The 21,616-nt window shown below is 66.1% G+C and carries 19 protein-coding genes; 14 read left to right on the forward strand and 5 right to left on the reverse strand.

Features of this window, described 5'->3' with window-relative positions:
• Nucleotides 1–34 precede the first annotated feature (34 nt).
• The 3 genes from VV867_RS03320 (at nt 35) to VV867_RS03330 (ending at nt 1,641) form a co-directional block, all read left to right on the forward strand.
• On the forward strand, nt 35–529 hold the full coding sequence (locus tag VV867_RS03320) for a TIGR00645 family protein (RefSeq protein ID WP_064581933.1): 495 nt from the start codon (nt 35–37) through the stop codon (nt 527–529).
• A gap of 124 nt (nt 530–653) precedes the next feature.
• Nucleotides 654–953 carry a DUF6482 family protein gene (locus tag VV867_RS03325; protein ID WP_089391114.1) on the forward strand — a complete coding sequence of 100 codons (300 nt, stop codon included), beginning with the start codon at nt 654–656 and terminating at the stop codon, nt 951–953.
• A gap of 70 nt (nt 954–1,023) precedes the next feature.
• Nucleotides 1,024–1,641 carry an FKBP-type peptidyl-prolyl cis-trans isomerase gene (locus tag VV867_RS03330; RefSeq protein ID WP_109934265.1) on the forward strand — a complete coding sequence of 206 codons (618 nt, stop codon included), beginning with the start codon at nt 1,024–1,026 and terminating at the stop codon, nt 1,639–1,641.
• 496 nt (nt 1,642–2,137) lie between these two features.
• Here the strand turns inward: VV867_RS03330 and VV867_RS03335 are convergent, their stop codons facing one another.
• Both VV867_RS03335 and VV867_RS03340 read right to left on the reverse strand, forming a co-directional pair.
• Nucleotides 2,138–2,362: a PA4570 family protein gene (locus VV867_RS03335; protein WP_009617547.1), complete on the reverse strand. Its 225-nt coding sequence runs from the start codon at nt 2,360–2,362 to the stop codon at nt 2,138–2,140.
• Between the two features lie 175 nt (nt 2,363–2,537).
• A complete protein-coding gene (locus VV867_RS03340) occupies nt 2,538–3,506 on the reverse strand; it encodes a polyprenyl synthetase family protein (RefSeq protein ID WP_089391112.1) in 969 nt (322 codons plus the stop codon).
• 240 nt (nt 3,507–3,746) lie between these two features.
• Here VV867_RS03340 and rplU point away from each other — a divergent pair, with 240 nt between their 5' ends.
• The 5 genes from rplU (at nt 3,747) to VV867_RS03365 (ending at nt 7,365) form a co-directional block, all read left to right on the forward strand.
• Nucleotides 3,747–4,058 carry a 50S ribosomal protein L21 gene (gene rplU, locus VV867_RS03345; RefSeq protein WP_015475683.1) on the forward strand — a complete coding sequence of 104 codons (312 nt, stop codon included), beginning with the start codon at nt 3,747–3,749 and terminating at the stop codon, nt 4,056–4,058.
• Nucleotides 4,059–4,082: 24 nt separating this feature from the next.
• Nucleotides 4,083–4,340 carry a 50S ribosomal protein L27 gene (gene rpmA / locus VV867_RS03350; protein ID WP_009617551.1) on the forward strand — a complete coding sequence of 86 codons (258 nt, stop codon included), beginning with the start codon at nt 4,083–4,085 and terminating at the stop codon, nt 4,338–4,340.
• Nucleotides 4,341–4,491: 151 nt separating this feature from the next.
• Nucleotides 4,492–5,712, forward strand: a complete 1,221-nt coding sequence (gene cgtA / locus VV867_RS03355; protein WP_089391110.1) for an Obg family GTPase CgtA — start codon at nt 4,492–4,494, stop codon at nt 5,710–5,712.
• Between the two features lie 62 nt (nt 5,713–5,774).
• A complete protein-coding gene (proB, locus tag VV867_RS03360; RefSeq protein WP_009617553.1) occupies nt 5,775–6,893 on the forward strand; it encodes a glutamate 5-kinase in 1,119 nt (372 codons plus the stop codon).
• Nucleotides 6,894–6,903: 10 nt separating this feature from the next.
• Nucleotides 6,904–7,365, forward strand: coding sequence for a CreA family protein (locus VV867_RS03365; protein WP_328565613.1), 462 nt, complete (start codon nt 6,904–6,906; stop codon nt 7,363–7,365).
• Nucleotides 7,366–7,770: 405 nt separating this feature from the next.
• On the opposite strand, the gene rpsT is transcribed toward VV867_RS03365, so the two are convergent.
• On the reverse strand, nt 7,771–8,040 hold the full coding sequence (gene rpsT, locus VV867_RS03370) for a 30S ribosomal protein S20 (protein ID WP_009617555.1): 270 nt from the start codon (nt 8,038–8,040) through the stop codon (nt 7,771–7,773).
• A gap of 244 nt (nt 8,041–8,284) precedes the next feature.
• On the opposite strand from rpsT, the gene murJ reads away from it, so the two are divergent.
• The 6 genes from murJ to ispH all read left to right on the forward strand — a co-directional run bounded on the left by murJ (nt 8,285) and on the right by ispH (nt 15,957).
• A complete protein-coding gene (gene murJ, locus VV867_RS03375) occupies nt 8,285–9,823 on the forward strand; it encodes a murein biosynthesis integral membrane protein MurJ (protein ID WP_328565614.1) in 1,539 nt (512 codons plus the stop codon).
• A gap of 106 nt (nt 9,824–9,929) precedes the next feature.
• Entirely contained in the window at nt 9,930–10,868 is a 939-nt protein-coding gene (gene ribF, locus VV867_RS03380; RefSeq protein WP_109934257.1) for a bifunctional riboflavin kinase/FAD synthetase, read from the forward strand.
• A gap of 23 nt (nt 10,869–10,891) precedes the next feature.
• Nucleotides 10,892–13,726, forward strand: coding sequence for an isoleucine--tRNA ligase (gene ileS / locus VV867_RS03385; protein WP_328565615.1), 2,835 nt, complete (start codon nt 10,892–10,894; stop codon nt 13,724–13,726).
• A gap of 253 nt (nt 13,727–13,979) precedes the next feature.
• Nucleotides 13,980–14,486 carry a signal peptidase II gene (gene lspA / locus VV867_RS03390; RefSeq protein ID WP_109934255.1) on the forward strand — a complete coding sequence of 169 codons (507 nt, stop codon included), beginning with the start codon at nt 13,980–13,982 and terminating at the stop codon, nt 14,484–14,486.
• A complete protein-coding gene (fkpB, locus tag VV867_RS03395; protein ID WP_109934254.1) occupies nt 14,479–14,931 on the forward strand; it encodes an FKBP-type peptidyl-prolyl cis-trans isomerase in 453 nt (150 codons plus the stop codon). Before lspA ends, fkpB begins: the two co-directional genes overlap by 8 nt.
• Before the next feature lie 81 nt (nt 14,932–15,012).
• Nucleotides 15,013–15,957, forward strand: coding sequence for a 4-hydroxy-3-methylbut-2-enyl diphosphate reductase (gene ispH / locus VV867_RS03400; protein WP_109934253.1), 945 nt, complete (start codon nt 15,013–15,015; stop codon nt 15,955–15,957).
• A gap of 232 nt (nt 15,958–16,189) precedes the next feature.
• On the opposite strand, the gene VV867_RS03405 is transcribed toward ispH, so the two are convergent.
• Together VV867_RS03405 and VV867_RS03410 are read right to left on the reverse strand one after the other, a co-directional pair.
• Nucleotides 16,190–16,621, reverse strand: coding sequence for a type IV pilin protein (locus VV867_RS03405; RefSeq protein WP_275627662.1), 432 nt, complete (start codon nt 16,619–16,621; stop codon nt 16,190–16,192).
• 11 nt (nt 16,622–16,632) lie between these two features.
• Nucleotides 16,633–21,606, reverse strand: a complete 4,974-nt coding sequence (locus VV867_RS03410; protein WP_328565616.1) for a PilC/PilY family type IV pilus protein — start codon at nt 21,604–21,606, stop codon at nt 16,633–16,635.
• Nucleotides 21,607–21,616: the final 10 nt, after the last annotated feature.

Here is a 21,616-nt window from a genome sequence, read left to right on the forward strand (position 1 = left end):
CCTCCGCCATTTCTGAACTCCCTTTGCGAAGGCCATGGAACGTTTCATCGAAAACAGCATGTACGCCGCCCGCTGGCTGCTGGCGCCGGTCTATATCGGTCTGTCGCTGGCGCTGCTGGCACTGACCATCAAGTTCTTCCAGGAGATCTTCCACATCCTCCCGGACATCTTCTCGATCGCCGAGGCCGACCTGATCCTGGTGCTGCTGTCGCTGATCGACATGGCCCTGGTCGGCGGCCTGCTGGTGATGGTGATGTTCTCCGGCTACGAGAACTTCGTCTCGCAGCTGGACATTTCCGAAGGCAAGGAGAAGCTCAGCTGGCTGGGCAAGATGGACGCCAGCTCGCTGAAGAACAAGGTGGCGGCCTCCATCGTGGCGATCTCCTCGATCCACCTGCTGCGCATCTTCATGGATGCGAAGAACGTCGATGACAACAAGCTGATGTGGTACGTGATCATCCACCTCACCTTCGTCCTCTCCGCGTTCGCCATGGGCTATCTGGACAAGGCCACGCGCCACGACCACTGATCGTTTTTGCCGCCTCCGGCGTACCGCCCGTCAGCCGCAAGCGACGGGCGGTGTCGTTTGCGCTGGGCGCAGCCGGCTCGCTGTACCAGACTGGCTGCGTTGGACCCTACCCTGGAGGTGCGCAATGAACCTGCAAGAGCTGACCAACCGTTCACTCGCCGGGGATATCGACGAGCTCAACCTGGTATCCCTGGAGGGCGGCATCTACGTGCTGGAGGCGCGCATGGGCCAGCGCTTCATCCCGATCCAGGACGCCAAGGGGCATGTACTGGGCGTGCGTTCGCTGGAGCATGCCCGCCAACTGCTGACGGCGTTGCCGCCGATTCCCTTCCAGCTGGTCCACGCCGCGGTGCAGGACGAGATGTGCGGCTCCCCGGGCGGCAGCGCGCAGAACGACGAAGGCGTGGCCATGCCGCTGCATTGAGGCCGAGGTGGGGCGGGGCGGTCGACTGTGCTAGGCTGGCCGCCCTTTTTTCACCCAGCGGAGCCCCGCCATGAGCGAACTCAACCTTTCCACCGACGAAGCCCGTGTCAGCTACGGCGTCGGCCGCCAGCTGGGCGACCAGCTGCGTGAGAACCCGGTTCCGGGCATGAGCCTGGACGCGGTGCTGGCCGGCCTCTCCGACGCCTTCGCCGGTGCCGACAGCCGGGTGCCCGCCGAGCAGCTGTCCGCCAGCTTCCAGGTGATCCGCCAGCGCATGCAGGCCGAAGCCCAGGCCAAGGCCGAGGCGGCCGCCGCCGAAGGCAAGGCCTACCTGGTGGAGAACGCCAAGCGCGAGGGCGTCACCGTGCTGCCGTCCGGCCTGCAATACGAAGTGCTGGTCGCCGGCGAGGGCGCCAAGCCGTCCCGCGACGATACCGTGCGCACCCACTACCACGGCACCCTGGTCGACGGCAGCGTGTTCGACAGCTCCTACCAGCGCGGCCAGCCGGCCGAGTTCCCGGTGGGCGGCGTGATCGCCGGCTGGGTCGAGGCCCTGCAACTGATGAACACCGGCAGCAAGTGGCGCCTGCACGTACCGGCCGAGCTGGCCTACGGCGGCCAGGCGGTGGGCAGCATCCCGCCGCACAGCACCCTGGTGTTCGACGTCGAGCTGCTCGACATCCTCTGACGGATGCAACCCGCGGCGGCCGTCCCTGGCCACCGCGGCATGCGGGGGGCTCCACGCGGCCCCCGGTGTGCAGCCGCCTCCCGGGCGGCGACCGCACGGATGGCGCGTCCTGCGCCATCGCAAAACCCTGTACGTCCGGCTCCTGCTCTTCGTAGGCGCGGGCTTGCTCGCGAACGGCTCGCACCTGACCCATCCTACGGGTCGTTATGTTTGCCGGATGAGATGTCGGAGCGGATTTATCCGCGATTCCGCCGGCAGGGCCGGCTCTCATCCCGCCATCGCGGACAAGGTCCGCTCCTACGCCCGTGCTTCCCCGGCACTGTAGGAGCGGGCCCTGCCCGCGATTCGCGCGCAGGGCGCGCTCCTACAGGGGAATGGCGTGGGTGGGGTAGCGTAGGAGCGGATCTCATCCGCGATCCGCGCCGATACGTCCGGCTATCGCGGACAAGGTCCGCCCCTACGAAAGCCCCATCGTTCCCGCGAGCAGCGGTGGCATTCAACGCAGCGCACGGGCATAGCAGAACAGGAACAGGTTGCGCACCAGCTCCTTGAGCACCTGCGGTTCGCTGGTGCCCAGTTCGTGCAGGTCCAGGCCGCCCTGCTCGCGCAGCTCGTCCAGGGCGTCTTCCTGCAACAGGGCGCAGACTTCCCCGGTATCGCGATTGAGGATGCGCAGATAGGGATGGGGGCGGTCCAGCCAGGCATCGATCATGTAGGTCATCTCTGCATCTCCTTGGTTGCCGAGTTAATGAGAATAATTCTTATTATCTCGATAGCAAGCCCCTATGCAGAATTTTTTTCGCCAAACGCCCCATGCCATGGCCTGGATCAACGGCGCATAACGCAGAACGCCCGCACGGCTGGGCCGGGCGGGCGTTCGTCGGATCGCGTGGGGATCAGTGGGTGCGGGCGACGGCGAATTCGCTCAGCTCGACCAGCGCATCGCGGTACTCGTTGTCCGGCAGCGCCTTGAGGCAGTCGATGGCGCGGGCGGCGTATTCGCGCGCCAGCTTCGCGGTGTAGTCCAGGGCGCCGGCGGCTTCCACGGCGGCGCGGATGCCTTCCAGGTCCTGGCTGCCGCCCTGCTGGATGGCCTTGCGCACCAGCAGCGCCTGCTCCGGGGTGCCGTCGCGCATGGTGGCGATCAGCGGCAGGGTGGGCTTGCCCTCGGCGAGGTCGTCGCCGACGTTCTTGCCCAGGGTGCCGGCGTCGCCGCGGTAGTCCAGCAGGTCGTCCACCAGCTGGAAGGCGATGCCCAGGGCGTCGCCGAACTGGCGCAGGGCCTCGGCCTGTTCCGGGCTGGCGCCGGCGATGGCGGCGGCGCTGTGGGTGGAGGCCTCGAAGAGCATCGCGGTCTTGCCGCGGATGACTTCCATGTAGGTCTCTTCGGTGGTGCTGGCGTCGCGCACCTTGGTCAGCTGCAGCACCTCGCCCTCGGCGATCACCCGGGTGGCCTGGGAAATGATCTGCATCACCGGCATGGAGCCGAGTTCGACCATCATTTCGAAGGAGCGGGCATAGAGGAAGTCGCCGACCAGCACGCTGGGCGCGTTGCCCCACTGCGCGTTGGCGGTGGCGCGGCCGCGGCGCAGGCCGGAGGCGTCGACCACGTCGTCGTGCAGCAGGGTGGAGGTGTGGAGGAATTCGATGGTGGCGGCCAGCAGGCGCAGGTCGTCCCCGGAATGGCCCAGGGCCTTGCCGCTGAGCAGCACCAGCAGCGGGCGAAGACGCTTGCCGCCGGCGGAGATGATATAGTCGCCGATCTTCTCGACCAGGGGAACGCGGGAGCTGAGCTGGCGGCGAATGATGCCGTCGACGGCGGTGAAATCGTCCGCCACCACCCGATAGAAAGCCTGGGGTTGCATATTACGAAGGCGCTCCTCGAAGAATGCGCGGCATGCTAGGTGCCGGGGTGGGGGCTGTCAAGGAAAGCGCCGCAAGGCTTGTATCGGCCGGGGGCTTTGCGTACAATCGCGGCCCCGAACTTCCCTGGCATACCCTGCCTTACGCAATTGCACGGGCGTCCTTCCGGCCCCATGCAGCCATGCCGACCGATACCTCTTCCTATAAAGCGTCGGGTGAGCAGGTCTAACGGAGACATCCAGATGTACGCAGTTATTGTTACCGGTGGCAAGCAATACAAAGTCACCGAAGGCGAATTCCTCAAGGTCGAGAAACTCGACGTCGCCACCGGCGAAGCGATCAACCTGGATCGCATCCTGCTGGTCGCCAACGGCGATGACGTCAAGATCGGCCTGCCGGTGGTAGAAGGCGCGAAAGTGACCGCAGAAGTGGTTTCCCACGGTCGTCACGACAAAGTGCGCATCATCAAGTTCCGCCGCCGCAAGCACCACATGAAGCGTCAGGGCCACCGCCAGTGGTTCACTGAAATCAAGATCACCGGCATCCAGGCCTAATTCCTTTTTTGGAGGATATGACTCATGGCACACAAGAAAGCTGGCGGTAGTACCCGCAACGGTCGCGATTCCGAAAGTAAACGCCTTGGCGTGAAGCTGTTCGGCAGCCAGGCCGTCAAGGCAGGCAACATCATCGTGCGTCAGCGCGGCACCCAGTTCCACGCCGGCTACGGCGTTGGCATGGGCAAGGATCACACCCTGTTCGCGAAAATCGACGGCGTGATCAAGTTCGAAGTGAAAGGCGCCTTTGGCCGTCGCTATGTAAGCGTCGTCGCTGCCTAAGCGAGCCTTCACTGAAAAAGCCCTGTCTCGCGACGGGGCTTTTTTGTTTCTGGCGTTTCCTGCATGGGGCGGCCTGCGCGTTTGCGCGGACTTGGCTGTATCCTATGCTCCTTTTCTTATTCAACCCGCCGCGCTGGCGGGAGGCGTTCCCATGAAATTCGTCGACGAAGTATCCATCCACGTGAAAGCCGGTGACGGCGGTAATGGCCTCATGAGCTTTCGCCGCGAGAAGTTCATCGAGAAGGGCGGTCCCAACGGCGGTGACGGTGGCGACGGCGGCTCGGTGTTCCTCGAGGCCGACGAGAGCCTGAACACCCTGGTGGACTACCGCTACACCCGCCGCTTCGATGCCCAGCGCGGGCAGAACGGCGGCAGCAAGGACTGCACCGGCGCCAAGGGCGACGACCTGGTCCTGCCGGTACCGGTGGGCACCACCGTGATCGATGCCGCTACCCACGAGGTCATCGGCGACCTGACCGAGCCCGGCCAGCGCCTGATGGTCGCCCAGGGCGGCTGGCATGGCCTGGGCAACACCCGCTTCAAGTCCAGCACCAACCGCGCGCCGCGGCAGACCACCCCGGGCAAGCCCGGCGAGGCCCGCGACCTCAAGCTGGAGCTGAAGGTCCTGGCCGACGTCGGCCTGCTGGGCCTGCCGAACGCCGGCAAGAGCACCTTCATCCGCGCCGTGTCCGCGGCCAAGCCGAAGGTCGCCGACTACCCCTTCACCACCCTGGTGCCGAACCTGGGCGTGGTCAGCGTCGGCCGCTTCAAGAGCTTCGTGGTCGCCGACATCCCCGGCCTGATCGAGGGCGCCGCCGAAGGCGCCGGCCTGGGCATCCGCTTCCTCAAGCACCTGGCGCGCACCCGCCTGCTGCTGCACATCGTCGACATGGCGCCGCTGGACGAGAGCGACCCGGCCGATGCCGCCGAGACCATCGTCAACGAGCTGGCCAAGTTCAGCCCGGCGCTCACCGAGCGTGACCGCTGGCTGGTGCTGAACAAGATGGACCAGATCCTCGAGCCGGAGGAGCAGGAGCGGCGCAAGCAGGACGTGGTCGCGCGGCTGGGCTGGGAAGGCCCGGTCTACGTGATCTCCGCCCTGGAGCGCGAAGGCACCGAGGCGCTCAGCCAGGACATCATGAAGTACCTCGACGAGCGCAGCCTGCGCATCGAGGAAGACCCGGCCTACGGCGAAGCCCTGGCCGAGCTCGACCAGCGCATCGAGGACGAGGCGCGCTCCCGTCTGCAGGCCATGGATGACGCGCGCGCGCTGCGCCGCGCCGGCCTGAAGAATGCCGACGACCTCGACGACGACGATGATTTCGACGACGAGGACGACGGCGACGGGCCGGAAATCTTCTACGTGCCCTGACCGGCGCCGCGTGCGCCGGTCCCCAAGCAACCTGGTGAAACCTGACTTCGTAAGGTTGATGTATGCGTGAGAAAGTGACCGGCGCGCGGCGCTGGGTGGTGAAGATCGGCAGCGCCCTGCTCACGGCCGATGGCCGCGGGCTGGACCGCGACGCCATGGCGGTGTGGGTCGAGCAGATGGTCGCGCTGCACTGCGCGGGCGTCGAGCTGGTGCTGGTGTCCTCCGGCGCCGTGGCGGCGGGCATGAGCCGCCTGGGCTGGGTCTCCCGCCCGAGCGACATGCACGAACTGCAGGCCGCGGCGGCCGTCGGCCAGATGGGCCTGGTGCAGGCTTGGGAGTCCAGCTTCGGCCAGCACGGCCTGCAGACCGCCCAGGTGCTGCTGACCCATGACGACCTGTCCGACCGCAAGCGCTACCTGAACGCCCGCAACACCCTGCGCACCCTGGTCGACCTTGGCGTGATCCCGGTGATCAACGAGAACGATACCGTGGTCACCGACGAGATCCGCTTCGGCGACAACGACACCCTGGCGGCCCTGGTGGCCAACCTGGTGGAGGCCGACCTGCTGGTGATCCTCACTGACCGCGATGGCATGTTCGACGCCGACCCGCGCAACAACCCCGAAGCCCAGCTGATCTACGAAGCCCGCGCCGACGATGCCCAGCTCGACCTGGTGGCCGGCGGCAGCGCCGGCGCCCTCGGCCGCGGCGGCATGCAGACCAAGCTGCGCGCGGCGCGCCTGGCTGCGCGTTCCGGTGCGCACACGGTGATCGTCGGCGGGCGCATCGAGCGCGTGCTCGACCGCCTGCGTTCCGGCGAGCGCCTGGGCACCCTGCTGACCCCCGAGCAGAGCCGCAAGGCCGCCCGCAAGCAATGGCTGGCGGGCCACCTGCAGATGCGCGGCACCCTGGTGCTGGACGCGGGGGCGGTGAAGGCCATCGCGGAAGACCACAAGAGCCTGTTGCCTGTGGGCGTGAAGCAGGTGCAAGGCAGCTTCCGCCGCGGCGAGATGGTGGTCTGCGTGGACCCGCAGGGCCGCGAGATCGCCCGCGGCCTGGCCAACTACAGCGCCCTGGAGGCGCAGAAGATCATCGGCCAGCCGACCGATGCCATCGAGGGCCTGCTGGGCTACGTCGACGGGCCGGAGCTGGTGCACCGCGACAACCTCGTGCTGGTCTGAAGGAGTACCCATGAAGCTATGGAAGGGCGTATGCGCCGGCCTGCTGATGTTGCCGGCGCTGGCGGGGGCGGAGGAGATCGGCGAGGTCTCCACGGTGTTCAAGTGGGTGGGGCCCAACGACAAGATCGTGGTCGAGGCCTTCGACGACCCTAGGGTGGAGGGGGTGACCTGCTACCTGTCGCGGGCCAAGACCGGCGGCGTCAAGGGCGGCCTGGGCCTGGCCGAGGACCGCGCCGAGGCGTCCATCGCCTGCCGCCAGGTCGGGCCGATCCGCTTCGCCGGCGAGCTCAAGGATGGCGAGGAGGTGTTCAAGCAGCGCACCTCGCTGGTGTTCAAGTCCATGCAGGTGGTGCGTTTCTTCGACAGGAAGCGCAACGCGCTGGTCTACCTCGTCTACAGCGACCGCATCATCGAAGGCAGTCCGCAGAACGCGGTGACCGCCATCCCGATCATGCCCTGGCCGACGAAATAAAAACCTTCCGCTTTTCGTAGGAGCGGGCCCTGCCCGCGATTCGCGCGCAGGGCGCGCTCCTACAGGGAGTGCGCGGGTGGGGCGGCGTAGGAGCGGATCTCATCCGCGATCCCGCCGGCAAGGCCGGTGTTCACGCGAGGCATCTTTCGCTTTTTCTTTTCGTAGGGGCGGGCCCTGCCCGCGATTCGCGCGCAGGGCGCGCTCCTGCAAGGGAGTGCGCGGGTGGGGCAGCGTAGGAGCGGATCTCATCCGCGATCCCGCCGGCAAGGCCGGCGTTCGCGCGAGGCATCGCCGCAGCGGGGCGTTCGCGAGCAAGCTCGCTCCTACAGGTCCGGGGCCGGGTTTGGGTTTTTCGCGGGCAATAAAAAACCGGCCACTGGGGCCGGTTTTTCAAGAACGGAACGCTTACGCGGTGGCCAGGGCCTTCACGTGGGCGTTCAGGCGGCTCTTGTGACGAGCGGCCTTGTTCTTGTGGATGATGCCTTTGTCGGCCATGCGGTCGATGACCGGTACTGCGGCAACCAGGGCGGCCTGGGCCTTGGGCAGGTCCTTGGCGTCGACTGCCTTGACTACGTTCTTGATGTAGGTACGAACCATGGAACGCAGGCTGGCGTTGTGGCTGCGACGCTTCTCAGCCTGTTTGGCGCGTTTTTTGGCGGAAGGTGTGTTGGCCACCGTCGAGCTCCTCGAGAAAAACTTGGGATGTAGCGAATAAATTAAGGCCGCGAATGATGCCGTCGAGTCCGAGCCTTGTCAAGGGTATGAGCGGCGGCCGACGAGCGGCGTGGCCGGGGATTCGCGGACTGGGTGGGTGATTTATTCGACCGGCGGCCATACACTCGACGCCCTTTACTGGCCGCCGGGCGATCCGGCCGCCCCGCGGGCAGGGCCCGCCCTGCGCTGACAAGTCCCGGATGCAATGAATCTACTCAAATCGCTGGCCGCGGTCAGCTCCATGACCATGATCTCGCGGGTGCTCGGCTTCGTCCGGGACACCATAGTGGCGCGCATGTTCGGCGCCGGCATGGCCACCGACGCCTTCTTCGTCGCCTTCAAGCTGCCCAACCTGCTGCGCCGCATCTTCGCCGAGGGCGCCTTCTCCCAGGCCTTCGTGCCGATCCTGGCGGAATACAAGACGCAGCAGGGCGAGGAAGCCACCCGCACCTTCATCGCCTACGTCTCCGGCCTGCTGACCCTGGTGCTGGCCGTGGTCACGCTGCTCGGCATCCTCGCCGCGCCCTGGGTGATCTGGATCACCGCGCCGGGCTTCGCCGACACCCCGGAGAAGTTCGAGCTGACCACCGCGCTGCTGCGGGTGACCTTCCCCTACATCCTGCTGATCTCCCTGGCCTCCCTGGCCGGGGCCATCCTCAATACCTGGAACCGCTTCTCGGTGCCGGCCTTCGTGCCGACCCTGCTGAACGTCAGCATGATCGTCTTCTCGCTGTTCCTCACGCCGTACTTCGACCCGCCGGTGATGGCCCTGGGCTGGGCGGTGCTGGCCGGCGGCCTGGCGCAGCTGCTGTACCAGCTGCCGCACCTGAGGAAGATCGGCATGCTGGTACTGCCGCGCCTGAACCTGCGCGACACCGGCGTGTGGCGCGTGCTCAAGCAGATGGGCCCGGCGATCCTCGGCGTCTCGGTGAGCCAGATCTCGCTGATCATCAACACCATTTTCGCCTCCTTCCTGGCCGCGGGCTCGGTGTCCTGGATGTACTACGCCGACCGCCTGATGGAGCTGCCCTCCGGCGTGCTGGGCGTGGCCCTGGGCACCATCCTGCTGCCGTCCCTGGCCAAGACCTACGCCAGCGACGACCGCCACGAATACTCGCGCCTGCTCGACTGGGGCCTGCGCCTGTGCTTCCTGCTGGTGCTGCCCTGCGCCCTGGCCCTGGCGCTGATCGCCGAGCCGCTGACCGTGTCGCTGTTCCAGTACGGCAAGTTCAGCGCCAACGACGCGCTGATGACCCAGCGCGCGCTCATCGCCTACGCCGTGGGCCTGCTCGGCATCATCCTGGTCAAGGTGCTGGCGCCGGGCTTCTATGCCCGGCAGAACATCCGCACGCCGGTGAAGATCGCGCTCTTCACCCTGGTTTCCACCCAGGCGATGAACCTGGTCTTCATCGGCCCGCTCAAGCACGCGGGCCTGGCCCTGGCCATCAGCCTGGCGGCCTGCCTCAATGCCGGCCTGCTGTACTGGCAACTGCGCAAGCACGACCTGTTCGAGCCGCAGCCGGGCTGGGCGAAGTTCCTCGGCAAGCTGGTGCTGGCGGTGCTGGTGATGTCCGCCGTGCTGCTGGGCGCGATGCACTTCATGCCGGCCTGGGACCTGGGCGGCATGCCGCTGCGCCTGGCGCGCCTGGGCGCGCTGGTGGCGGCCGGCGTGGTGGCCTATTTCGGTATGCTGGCGGTGCTGGGCTTCCGCCTGCGGGACTTCTCGCGGCGGGCGGTGAGCTAGCCCGGCGCGGGCACTTGGGTGCATCCGTGACGCACGGCGGCTTTGTGCCTGTCGCGCGGCGGCGGGTGCAGGTATAATCGACCACTTTCTGAGCAATACGCGCGCTATGCAGCTGCTTCGAGGCCTCCACAACCTGCGGCCCCTGTCCGGGGGCTGCGTTGCCACCATCGGCAATTTCGACGGCGTCCACCTTGGCCACCAGGCGATCCTGGCGCGTCTGCGCGAGCGCTCGCAGGAGCTGGGCGTGCCCAGCTGCGTGGTCATCTTCGAGCCGCAGCCGCGCGAGTACTTCGCCCCGGATGCCGCGCCGGTGCGCCTGACGCGCCTGCGCGAGAAGCTCGAGCTGCTGCGCGAGCAGGGCGTCGACTTCGTCCTCTGCCTGACCTTCAACCGCCGCCTGCGCGAGCTGTCGGCCGCCGAGTTCGTCCGCCAGGTGCTGGTGGACGGCCTGGCGGTGCGCCACCTGGAAGTGGGCGACGACTTCCGCTTCGGCTGCGACCGCTCCGGCGACTTCGCCTTCCTGGTCCGGGCCAGCGCCGAGCAGGGCTTCACCGTCGAGGCCGCCACCACGGTGGAGGTCGACGGCATGCGGGTGAGCAGCTCGCGCATCCGCAAGGTGCTCGCCGACGGCGACCTGCACCAGGCCGAGCGCCTGCTGGGCCGGCCGTTCCGCCTGAGCGGGCGGGTGCTGCACGGGCAGAAGCTCGGCCGCACCCTGGGTTCGCCCACCGCCAACATCCAGCTCAAGCGCCGCAAGGCGCCGCTGAACGGCGTCTATCTGGTCAGCACCGTCGTGGCTGGCCAGCGTGTCAACGGGGTGGCCAACATCGGCACGCGGCCGTCGGTCAACGGCGACGGCCGGCCCCACCTGGAAGTGCATCTGCTGGACTTCGCGGGCGACCTCTACGGCCTGCACCTGGATGTGACCTTCCACCAGAAGCTGCGTGATGAGCAGCGTTTTGCCTCCCTGGAGGCACTGAAGGCGGCGATCCTCGCCGACATAGCCGCCGCCCGGGCCTACTGGCTGGGCCAACCGCTTGATTGAAGAAATTCCGAACAGGCCCTGAGATGACCGACTACAAAGCCACGCTGAACCTTCCCGATACCCAGTTCCCGATGAAAGCCGGCCTGCCCCAGCGCGAGCCGGAGACGCTGAAGTTCTGGAACGACATCGGCCTGTACCAGAAGCTGCGGAAGATCGGCGAAGGTCGCCCGAAATTCATCCTGCACGATGGCCCGCCCTACGCCAACGGCAGCATCCACATCGGTCACGCGGTCAACAAGATCCTCAAGGACCTGATCGTCCGCTCGCGCACCCTGGCCGGCTACGACGCCCCCTACGTGCCGGGCTGGGACTGCCATGGCCTGCCCATCGAGCACAAGGTCGAGACCACCCACGGCAAGAACCTGCCGGCGGACAAGACCCGCGAACTGTGCCGCGCCTACGCCGCCGAACAGATCGAAGGGCAGAAGGCCGACTTCATCCGCCTGGGCGTGCTGGGCGAGTGGGACAACCCCTACAAGACCATGAACTTCGCCAACGAGGCCGGCGAGATCCGCGCCCTGGCCGAGATGGTCAGGCAGGGCTTCGTGTTCAAGGGCCTGAAGCCGGTGAACTGGTGCTTCGACTGCGGTTCGGCCCTGGCCGAGGCGGAAGTCGAGTACGCCGACAAGAAGTCCGACGCCATCGACGTCGCCTTCCCGGTGGAAGACGCCGACAAGCTGGCCGCCGCCTTCGGCCTGCCGAGCCTGGCCAAGCCCGCCGCCATCGTCATCTGGACCACCACCCCCTGGACCATCCCGGCCAACCAGGCGTTGAACGTCCACCCCGAATTCACCTACGCCCTGGTCGACACCGGCGAGCGCCTGCTGGTGCTGGCCGAGGAACTGGTCGAGTCCTGCCTGCAGCGCTACGGCCTGGAAGGCCGGGTCATCGGCACCGCCAAGGGCGAGGCGCTGGACCTGATCCGCTTCCGCCACCCGTTCTACGAGCGCTTCTCGCCGGTCTACCTGGCCGAGTACGTGGCCCTGGACGCCGGCACCGGCATCGTCCACTCGGCGCCGGCCTACGGCGAGGACGACTTCCGTACCTGCAAGCAGTACGGCATGAGCAACGACGACATCCTCAGCCCCGTGCAGAGCAACGGCGTGTATGTGTCCGACCTGCCGTTCTTCGGCGGCCAGTTCATCTGGAAGGCCAACCCGAACATCGTCGCCAAGCTCGACGAAGTGGGCGCGCTGCTCAAGCACGCCAGCATCAACCACAGCTACATGCACTGCTGGCGCCACAAGACGCCGCTGATCTACCGCGCCACCGCGCAGTGGTTCGTCGGCATGGACAAGCAGCCGGAAAGCGGCGCCACCCTGCGCGAGCGCGCCCTGGAAGCCATCACCCAGACCGAATTCGTGCCCAGCTGGGGCCAGGCGCGCCTGCACGGCATGATCGCCGGCCGTCCGGACTGGTGCATCTCGCGCCAGCGCAACTGGGGCGTGCCCATCCCGTTCTTCCTGCACAAGGCCACCGGCGAGCTGCACCCGCGCACCGTCGAGCTGATGGAAGCAGTCGCCCAGCGCGTGGAGAAGGAAGGCATCGAGGCCTGGTTCAAGCTCGACGCCGCCGAACTGCTGGGCGATGAAGCCGCGCAGTACGACAAGATCAACGACACCCTGGACGTCTGGTTCGACTCCGGCACCACCCACTGGCACGTGCTGCGCGGCTCCCACGCCGAGCTCGGCCACGCCAGCGGCCCGGCCGCCGACCTCTACCTGGAAGGCTCCGACCAGCACCGCGGCTGGTTCCACTCATCCTTGCTGACCGGCTGCGCCATCGACGGCCATGCGCCGTACCGCCAGTTGCTGACCCACGGCTTCACCGTGGACGAGTCCGGCCGCAAGATGTCCAAGTCCCTGGGCAACACCGTGGTGCCGCAGACCGTGATCGACACCCTGGGCGCCGACATCCTGCGCCTGTGGGTGGCCTCCACCGACTACTCCGGCGAGATCGCGGTCTCCCAGACCATCCTGCAGCGCAGCGCCGACGCCTACCGGCGTATCCGCAACACCACGCGCTTCCTGCTCTCCAACCTGACCGGCTTCGACCCGGCCAGGGACCTGCTGCCCAACGACCAGCTGCTGGCCCTGGACCGCTGGGCCGTGGACCGCGCCCTGCTGCTGCAGCGCGAACTGGAAGAGGCCTACCGCGACTACCGCTTCTGGAACGTCTACTCCAAGGTGCACAACTTCTGCGTGCAGGAGCTGGGCGGCTTCTACCTGGACATCATCAAGGACCGCCAGTACACCACCCAGGCCGACAGCGTCGCCCGCCGCTCCTGCCAGACCGCGCTGTTCCACATCGCCGAGGCGCTGGTGCGCTGGGTCGCGCCCATCCTGGCCTTCACCGCCGAGGAAGTGTGGAAGTTCCTGCCCGGCGAGCGCGCCGAGTCGGTGATGCTGACCACCTGGTACGAGGGCCTGTCCGAGCTGCCGGCCGACGCCGAGCTGGGCCGCGCCTACTGGGACCAGGTCATGGCCGTGAAGGCAGCGGTGAACAAGGAGCTGGAGAACCAGCGCGCGGCCAAGGCCGTGGGCGGCAACCTGCAGGCCGAGGTCACCCTGTTCGCCGAGGAGGCCCTGGCCGCCGACCTGGCCAAGCTGGGCAACGAACTGCGCTTCGTGCTCATCACTTCCACCGCCACCCTCGCGCCACTGGCCGATGCCCCGGCCGATGCCGTGCAGAGCGAGCTGCCCGGCCTCAAGCTGAAGGTGGTCAAGTCGGCCCACGCCAAGTGCGCCCGCTGCTGGCACCACCGCGAAGATGTCGGCAGCCACGCCGCGCACCCGGAAATTTGCGGCCGTTGCGTGGAGAACATCGAAGGCGCTGGCGAGGTTCGCCACTATGCCTAAGGACGCGCCATTGGCTATTTCTCTCTTTGCGCCGGAGCCTGTATTTGCGCAGGGCAAGGCGCGAGGAGAGAGGTTTGGTCGTCCAAATGAACGACGAGTAACGCAGGCCTGCGCAAATACAGGCCCGGCCCTTCGGGTTGCGCCGGAAATCGCGCCATGCTGCGTTGCCGGCCTTGATAAGGGAACGCCATTATCGGCAGCCAGCGCCTTGCCTGGCGCGATTTCCGGCGGCAACGCAAAGGAGAAATAGTCAATGGCGCGTCCTAACTTCGGCCGCCTCGGCTGGCTGTGGATAACCGTGCTGGTCCTGGTCCTCGACCAGGCCAGCAAGGCCTATTTCGAAGGCACGCTGAGCCTGTACCAGCAGATCGTGGTCATCCCCGACCTGTTCAGCTGGACCCTGGCCTACAACACCGGCGCGGCCTTCAGCTTCCTGGCCGACAGCTCCGGCTGGCAGCGCTGGCTGTTCGCCCTGATCGCCGTGGTGGTCAGCGCCGTGCTGCTGGTCTGGCTCAAGCGCCTGAAGCCCAGCGACACCTGGCTGGCCATCGCCCTGGCCCTGGTGCTGGGCGGCGCGCTGGGCAACCTGTACGACCGCATCGTGCTCGGCCACGTGATCGATTTCATCCTGGTGCACTGGCAGAACCGCTGGTACTTCCCGGCGTTCAACCTGGCCGACAGCGCCATCACCGTAGGTGCCATCATGCTGGCGCTGGACATGTTCAAGACGAAGAAATCCGGAGAGACCGCCCATGGCTGACAGTTCCAGTGATATCCAGCGCATCGGAGCGGATACCCAGGTCACCCTGCACTTCGCCCTCAAGCTGGAAGACGGCAACGTCGTCGACAGCACCTTCGACAAGCAGCCGGCCACCTTCAAGGTCGGCGACGGCAACCTGCTGCCCGGCTTCGAGCAGGCGCTGTTCGGCCTCAAGGCCGGCGACAAGCGCACCCTGGCCATCGAGCCGGAGCAGGGCTTCGGCCAGCCGAACCCGGCCAACGTGCAGGTCATGCCGCGCGAGCAGTTCCAGGACATGGAGCTGGCCGAGGGCCTGCTGGTGATCTTCAACGACGCCGCCAAGACCGAGCTGCCCGGCGTGGTCAAAAGCTTCGACGAGCAGCAGGTGACCATCGATTTCAACCACCCGCTGGCCGGCAAGAGCCTGACCTTCGAGGTGGAAATCATCGACGTAAGGGCGCTCTGAGGGCCCTTCGCAGGCGTAGGATGGGTATCGCGAAGCGATAGCCATCGCGCCATCCCCTCTGCGCGCCGAGACAGACCGACCATGCAAATCAAACTCGCCAACCCCCGCGGCTTCTGTGCCGGCGTCGACCGGGCGATCGAAATCGTCAACCGCGCCCTGGACGTGTTCGGCCCGCCGATCTACGTGCGCCACGAAGTGGTGCACAACAAGTTCGTGGTGGAGAACCTGCGCAACCGCGGCGCGGTGTTCGTCGAGGAACTCGACCAGGTGCCGGACGACACCATCGTCATCTTCAGCGCCCACGGCGTTTCCCAGGCCGTGCGCAAGGAGGCCGAGAACCGTGGCCTGAAGGTCTTCGACGCGACCTGCCCGCTGGTCACCAAGGTGCACATGGAAGTGGTGCGCTACAGCCGCGACGGCCAGGAGTGCATCCTCATCGGCCACGAAGGCCACCCCGAGGTGGAAGGCACCATGGGCCAGTACAACCGCGACAACGGCGGCGACATCTACCTGGTGGAAGACGAGGAAGACGTGGCCGCGCTGCAAGTGCGCAACCCCGAGGCCCTGCACTTCGTCACCCAGACCACCCTGTCGATGGACGACACCTCCAAGGTGATCGACGCCCTGCGCGCCAAGTTCCCGCACATCAAGGGCCCGCGCAAGAACGACATCTGCTACGCCACCCAGAACCGTCAGGACGCGGTCAAGGAACTCGCCGACCAGTGCGACCTGGTGCTGGTGGTGGGCAGCCCGAACAGCTCCAACTCCAACCGCCTGCGCGAGCTCGCCGAACGCATGGGCACCCCCGGCTACCTGATCGACGGCGCCGAGGACCTCAAGCGCGAATGGTTCGAAGGCAAGCAACGCATCGGCATCACCGCCGGCGCCTCCGCCCCGGAAGTGCTGGTGCGCGGGGTGATCGAGCAACTGCGCAAATGGGGCGCGGAACCCGAGGTGGAGCTGGATGGGCGGGAGGAGAACATTACCTTCTCGATGCCCAGGGAACTGCGGGTCAAGGCGGTCTGAACCCGTTCCTGCCAGGAGGCATCTTCCGCCACACCCTAGGAACCATGGCGCAGGATGGGTGGAGCGAAAGTAATACCCATCGCCATATTCGACCGAACGCCGGCCTTTGCCGGCGGAATCGCGGATAAATCCGCTCCTACGCTGTGTTCCATCCCTTCCTGTAGGAGCGGACTCTGTCCGCGATTCGGCGGATAACGCCGTCGGCGTTATCCGCCCTACGTGCCGCAGCGCTTCACTTCCAGCAGTCGTTCACACTGGTGCTGCCGCTGACGCCGCGGGTGCCCATGGCATTGAGCGTCAGGTTGCCGCATTTGGTGTCCTTGGCCTGTGCGCCTTGCGGAGTTGCCGTGAGCAGGTAGCCACCGCTGTTGTTGGGGCTGCTGATGGTGAGGGCGTACTTGCCGGAATCCGAGGTCACGGTCGTGCCGCTGGTATTGCGCATGCCCAGCCTGGCGATATTGGCCTGGGCGGTGACATAGGCATTGTTCTGGGCGAAGTAGCGCTCCTGGCGCGCGGCCGCGTCATTCAGCAACGCCTGGCCCTCGCTGCGGTTGCCGCGCAGGACGTATTCCTGGTAGCTGGGGTAGGCGATGGCCGCCAGGATGCCGATGATGGCCACCACGATCATCATCTCGATCAGGGTGAAACCCGCTGTCTTCTTCACGTACTGATTCCTCATTGCGGTGCCACGCGCCAGGTCTGGCGACCAGTGGACTCGGGGCCGAAGCTGATGTTCATCGGGGCGCCATCGGCGGTGAAGCGCGTATTGCCGGAAAGGGCCGCGCCACCGGCAGGGGTCTTGTAGCCGGAGACCACGTTGCTGGTGTCGCCGGAAACATAGGCGTCGCCCTGGTCCACCACGAAGTTCTGGCTGAAGTCGAAGATATTGAAGTCGGCGCGACCGCCGGTATAGGGGTCGAGACCGTATGACCAGCCTTCCACGCCGGCCTGGCAGACGTCCAGGCTGGGCGTGCGGGTGTTGATCAGCAGCGCCTGCCCGCGGGCGGCCATCTCGTCGACGATCCGCTCGCCCACCAGGCTGCCGCCGGTGACCTGGAGGTTCAGGTACCAGCCACTTTTCGTCGTCCAGTCCACGGTGTTCTGGCTGAGCAGGCGGATGTCGAAGGTGCTGGTCGTGTTACCGGCGAAGGTCGCACTGTTCACCTGGGACGAAATGGTCTGCCCTTGCAGGCTGGCCCGCGACAGGCTAGGCGTGCTGGTAGCTACTTCGCCCTTGGTCTGCTTGTCCCAGATGCCGTAGAGCGTCTGCAACTGGAACGGGCTGGTCTTGTCCACGGTGCCCAGGTAGCGGCCGGTACCGAAGATCACCAGGTAGCCGTTGGTGGAGGGATGGCGGACCAGCGACGGCGGTGCGGTGATCGGCTGGCGCACGCCGCCGGTACCGTCGGCATCCTTGGCCACGTACAGCGGGGTGCCGTTGAAGGACGTCTTGAATTTCGAGGCGGCAATGGTGGTGCTGGAGAACGGTGCGGTATTGGTAGCGCTGTTGTCTATCAGGTCGAAGCGCCACAGGTTGCCCTGCAGGTCGCCGGCATAGGCGTAGTCGATGATGCCATCGCTGTTGTTGTCGGCGCCGCGGATGCTGGACAGGCCGTTGGTGCCGCTGGCCCCCTGTGCCTCCAGTGTCTTGAGGACGGTGCCGGTCTTGATGTCCAGCACGTACATCACCGCCTTGCCGCTGCTGTTGTTGGCGCTGTTGTAGCCGTTGGGCAGCAGCACGCCCCATTGCCCGCTGTGCAGGCGGGCGACCACCGGGGTGGGGATGGTGAAGCCGAGGTTGCTCAGCGTCGTGTTGGTGCCGTCCTTGCTGCTGGTGTTGTCGTCGTCGAACTCCCAGAGCAGGGCGATGTTGTCAGGGTCGGTCACGTCCAGGGCGAAGGCGGACTTGCCGCCGGCGCCGAGGGTGCCCACCAGCACGGTATGCCAGGCGTCGTCGTAGTAGACGTCGCGCACGGTCAGGCTGCCGTCGACGAACCAGCGGTGCTGGGCGGCGGTGTAGTCCTTGCTGCTCAGGTACTGCAGGTTCGGGATGACGGCGCGGGGCACGAAGGCGAACTTCTCCGCGCCGGTGGCGCCGTCGAAGGCGTGCAGCATGCCGTCGTTGGCGCCGACGTAGACCTGGCTGCGGCGTTCCTTCTTGGCTTCGATGAAGTCGGCATACTTCTGGTAGCCGCCATCGATGGCGCCTGCCAGGTAGGCCAGGTACTGGGCGCCGGACACCACCACCGGGTTGGAGTTGATGATGTCGCCCAGCAGGGTGTTGCGCCGGCGGAAACTGCTGCCCTCGCCGCTGCGGTCGCCCAGCACGTAGCCGAGCTGCGCGGAGGTCAGGGTGGTCTGCAGGTCGACGCCGTTGTAGGTCACGCCCGACAGGTTGCTGTAGGTGAGGGTGGTCAGGGCGCCGTTGCTGCCCTTGAACTTGATGTTGCGGGTGCTCGGGAACTGGTCCTTGGCGTGCCAGACCACGGTACGGGCGAAGGTGGCCGGGTTGATGGTCTCCTTGATCAGGTCGCCCGACCAGTCGTCCACCAGGAAGTTGGAGCGATAGACCGAGCGTGCGTCGCTGATCGAGGCACCGGGTTGCAGGCGCTCCACCGATGGGGTGGATACGGAGCTGTTGCGCTGGTAGATGTCGTTGAACGCCTTGTTCAACTGGTCCTTCAGCGTCAGGGCGTTGGTGACCAGGAAGTAGTTGTCCGGTACGCCGTTGCCGTCGGTGTCATTGTTGGTCGCGTTGGTGCCGTACTTGGCGGCGTACCACAATGGGTTCTCCAGGAACGTGGCCGCCGGGGTGCCCGACAGGGTGAAGGTGCGCGAGGAGCTGAGCCGGCTCAGGGTGCAGTCGTTGGGTTTGGTGGTCGCGTTGCAGTAGTTGGGATCGCGACCATCGGGGGTATCCAGCTTGTAGGCGACGTTGTTGCCGCCCTGGTCCTTGACCTCCAGGTAGATACCGTCCTTGGTGGTGCCGGAGATCACGTAGCCCATGTGCTGGTCGATGCCGCCGGCGGCGTATTCGGAGGTCATGTTGATGACCAGCTTGCCCTGGTCGTTGACCAGCAACTCGTACAGGGCGATGGCGTCCATGTCATGGTCGGCGCCTTGCTCCACGTCTTCGTAGTTGATGCGGAACTTGGCGTAGGGGCGGCCACCGTTGAGGGTGGCGTCGCAGTCGCTGACCAGGCTGGGCGTGCCGCCATTGCAGGCTGGCGAAGTGTTGGCGAACTTCTCCACGTAGTAGTCGACGATCTGGTCGGTGGGCTGGAAGCTGCCGTCCGCATTGATGCTGCTGCCGCCGACGGACTTGGCGAAGGGCACTACGGTCACCACGCTGGTGACGCCATTGCTGGTGACGGGGAACTTGATGGTCGGCAGGGGCGAGGCCAGCGCCACCGAGTAGGTCAGCAGGGCCTTGTCGCCGCCGATCTTGTTGTTGGCGCCATAGCGCGCCACGGCAGCGGAGTAGTAGGTACCCTGCTTGCTTGGCTCTTCCGGCGCCAGGCCGCGGACCGTGGACAGGTTGCTGACGGTCTTGGCCGTGGGGGCGCTGTCGGCGACGCCGTTGGACTCGCCGATGAAGATGGACTTGCTGCCGCCCCCCTCGGCGGCCCAGATCTTGTCCGCTTCGGTGGAGACGTTCAGGCCCGCAAGGGACCCTGTGGAGGGCGCCGAAACGGCGGTGGACCAGTTGCTGCCCGGCAGCTTGAAGTCATAGGACGGGTTGATGTCGCTGATGACCGTCATGGCCGGGACCGAGCACACGGGGTAGCCGTTGGGGTTGGCAGTCGACTTGTAGGGCGGGGTCCAGGTGCCGATCCGCGGAAGACCCAGCACGTCCTTGTCCTTGCTGTTGCCGGAACCATAGTCATAGGTGCCGGTGGGAGCCGTTTCGCCGGAGAAGTAGCGCATCGTCTCGTACATCATCTCGCCGATCGGGTTGCCCCACATGTAGCAGGTGTCGTCCTGGGTGATCGGGCGCGTGGTGATCCAGCCACAGCCATAGGTATGGTCGCCGTAGTTGAAGTCGATGATGCGCAGCTTGTTGATGGTCGCCACGATGCCGTTGCTCACGCCGTCGGAGCCGCACACGTTGGTGCCGGCGAAGCAGTATTGCCCGGTGGTCGCGCTGTATTCCTTGGCGAAGCTCTGCAACTGGCTGCGCAGCACGCCGCCGCTGATGTTCTTCTGGAACGAGCCGGTCAGCAGGCCGAAGTACATCTTGTTGGTGGCGCCGTAGTCGTGAAGGATGCCGGTCGGCTTGAAGCCGTTGCCGTAGGCGATGCAGTTGCTTTCGCGCAGGCCGGCGTTGTCGGCGCCGCTGGGGCAGACCGAGACCTTGACGTTCCTGTCGGTCATCTCGCTGGTGCCGGTGGCCGGGGTCTTCCAGTACAGGTAGAAGTTGGCGTCGCCGCCGTTTTCTTCGTGGCGGAACTTGAAGGTGTAGGCGGTACCCGCGGTGAGCGTCACCGAGGCGGTGGTGCCGTTGCCGCCGCTGCCGGCCTTGCCGTGGTCCCCATAGTAGGACGCGGTAACGCCATTGACCTGGAATTCGACTGCGTCGTCACCGTCCACCGAGAACTGATAGACCCCCGTCAGCGCCGGGGTCAGGGTGCCGGTGATCAGCGTGTGATAGCTATCCTGGCCACAGCCGTTGGCGGAGTAGGGGTTGGTAAAGTTCTGCGGGCTGTTGATGTTGGTGAAAGGTGCCGTTCCGCTACCGCATTTTGCAGAGTCGCTGCTGTAGTTGTTGAACAGATCGTCCATCTGCGACTTGTTGGTGGAGGTTGCGCGCGAATCCTTCCAGGTTGTGAGCGTGAGGCCCGACATCTGGTCGGCGGGCACGATGGCCCAGTTGCCGCCACTGGGGCCACCACTGGTGCAGTTGACCTCCGAGCCCGAACTGTTCACGCAGGTGCTGCCGGCTACCGGCCGCTCCTTCGACACCCAGTTCCAGATACGGAAGCTGGTGTTGGTCAGGGTGCGCAACTGCGGCACGCCGGTGTCCTGGGTCAGCGACACCACGGCGAACAGGTGCCGGTAGCCGCCGGCTGCCGGCTGGCTCAGTGGGGTGTAGTCGGAAATACGGTAACCGTCGTAGGCCTCGCTCAGGTATTCCTTGCCCCAGGCGTGGTCGTCCTGGGGAACGTAGGAACCTTGCAGCACGGTGGAGGTGGTGGTGTCCTCCACCCGGTAGCCGCCGTAGAGCACCTTGCGCAGGGCGTCCATGCGCGAGGTGGCGAGGTAGTTGAGGAAGTCGCCGCTCCAGTGGCCGGGGCACTTCTTGTCGGTGGTGGCGCTGACGGGGCTGAAGCGGCCATCGCTGTAGTCGTAGCAGGCGAACGAGTTGAAGTAGCCGTAGTAGTCGATGCCGCCGTGGTCCTTGTCCAGGTGCCCCTTGTAGCCCACGTCGAGGATGCCGTCGCCATTGAGGTCGGAGGCATCGTTGTAGGCCTCGTAGTACAGCTTGTGGTCGCGGCCCATGACCAGCATGTTCAGCGGTGGCACCGAGTCGTTGACGAAGACCGGGGTGCGCGAGATGTCGATGTCTGCCCAGGCGCTGGCGTACGGGAGCAGGAGTGCGCAGAGCAGGCTGGCGCTGGCGTTGATCGCGGTTTGGCGGAAAGTCTTCATGTCAGTGCCT

The organism is Pseudomonas sp. JH-2, from assembly GCF_036231725.1.
In the GTDB taxonomy this organism is placed as follows: domain Bacteria; phylum Pseudomonadota; class Gammaproteobacteria; order Pseudomonadales; family Pseudomonadaceae; genus Pseudomonas; species Pseudomonas delhiensis.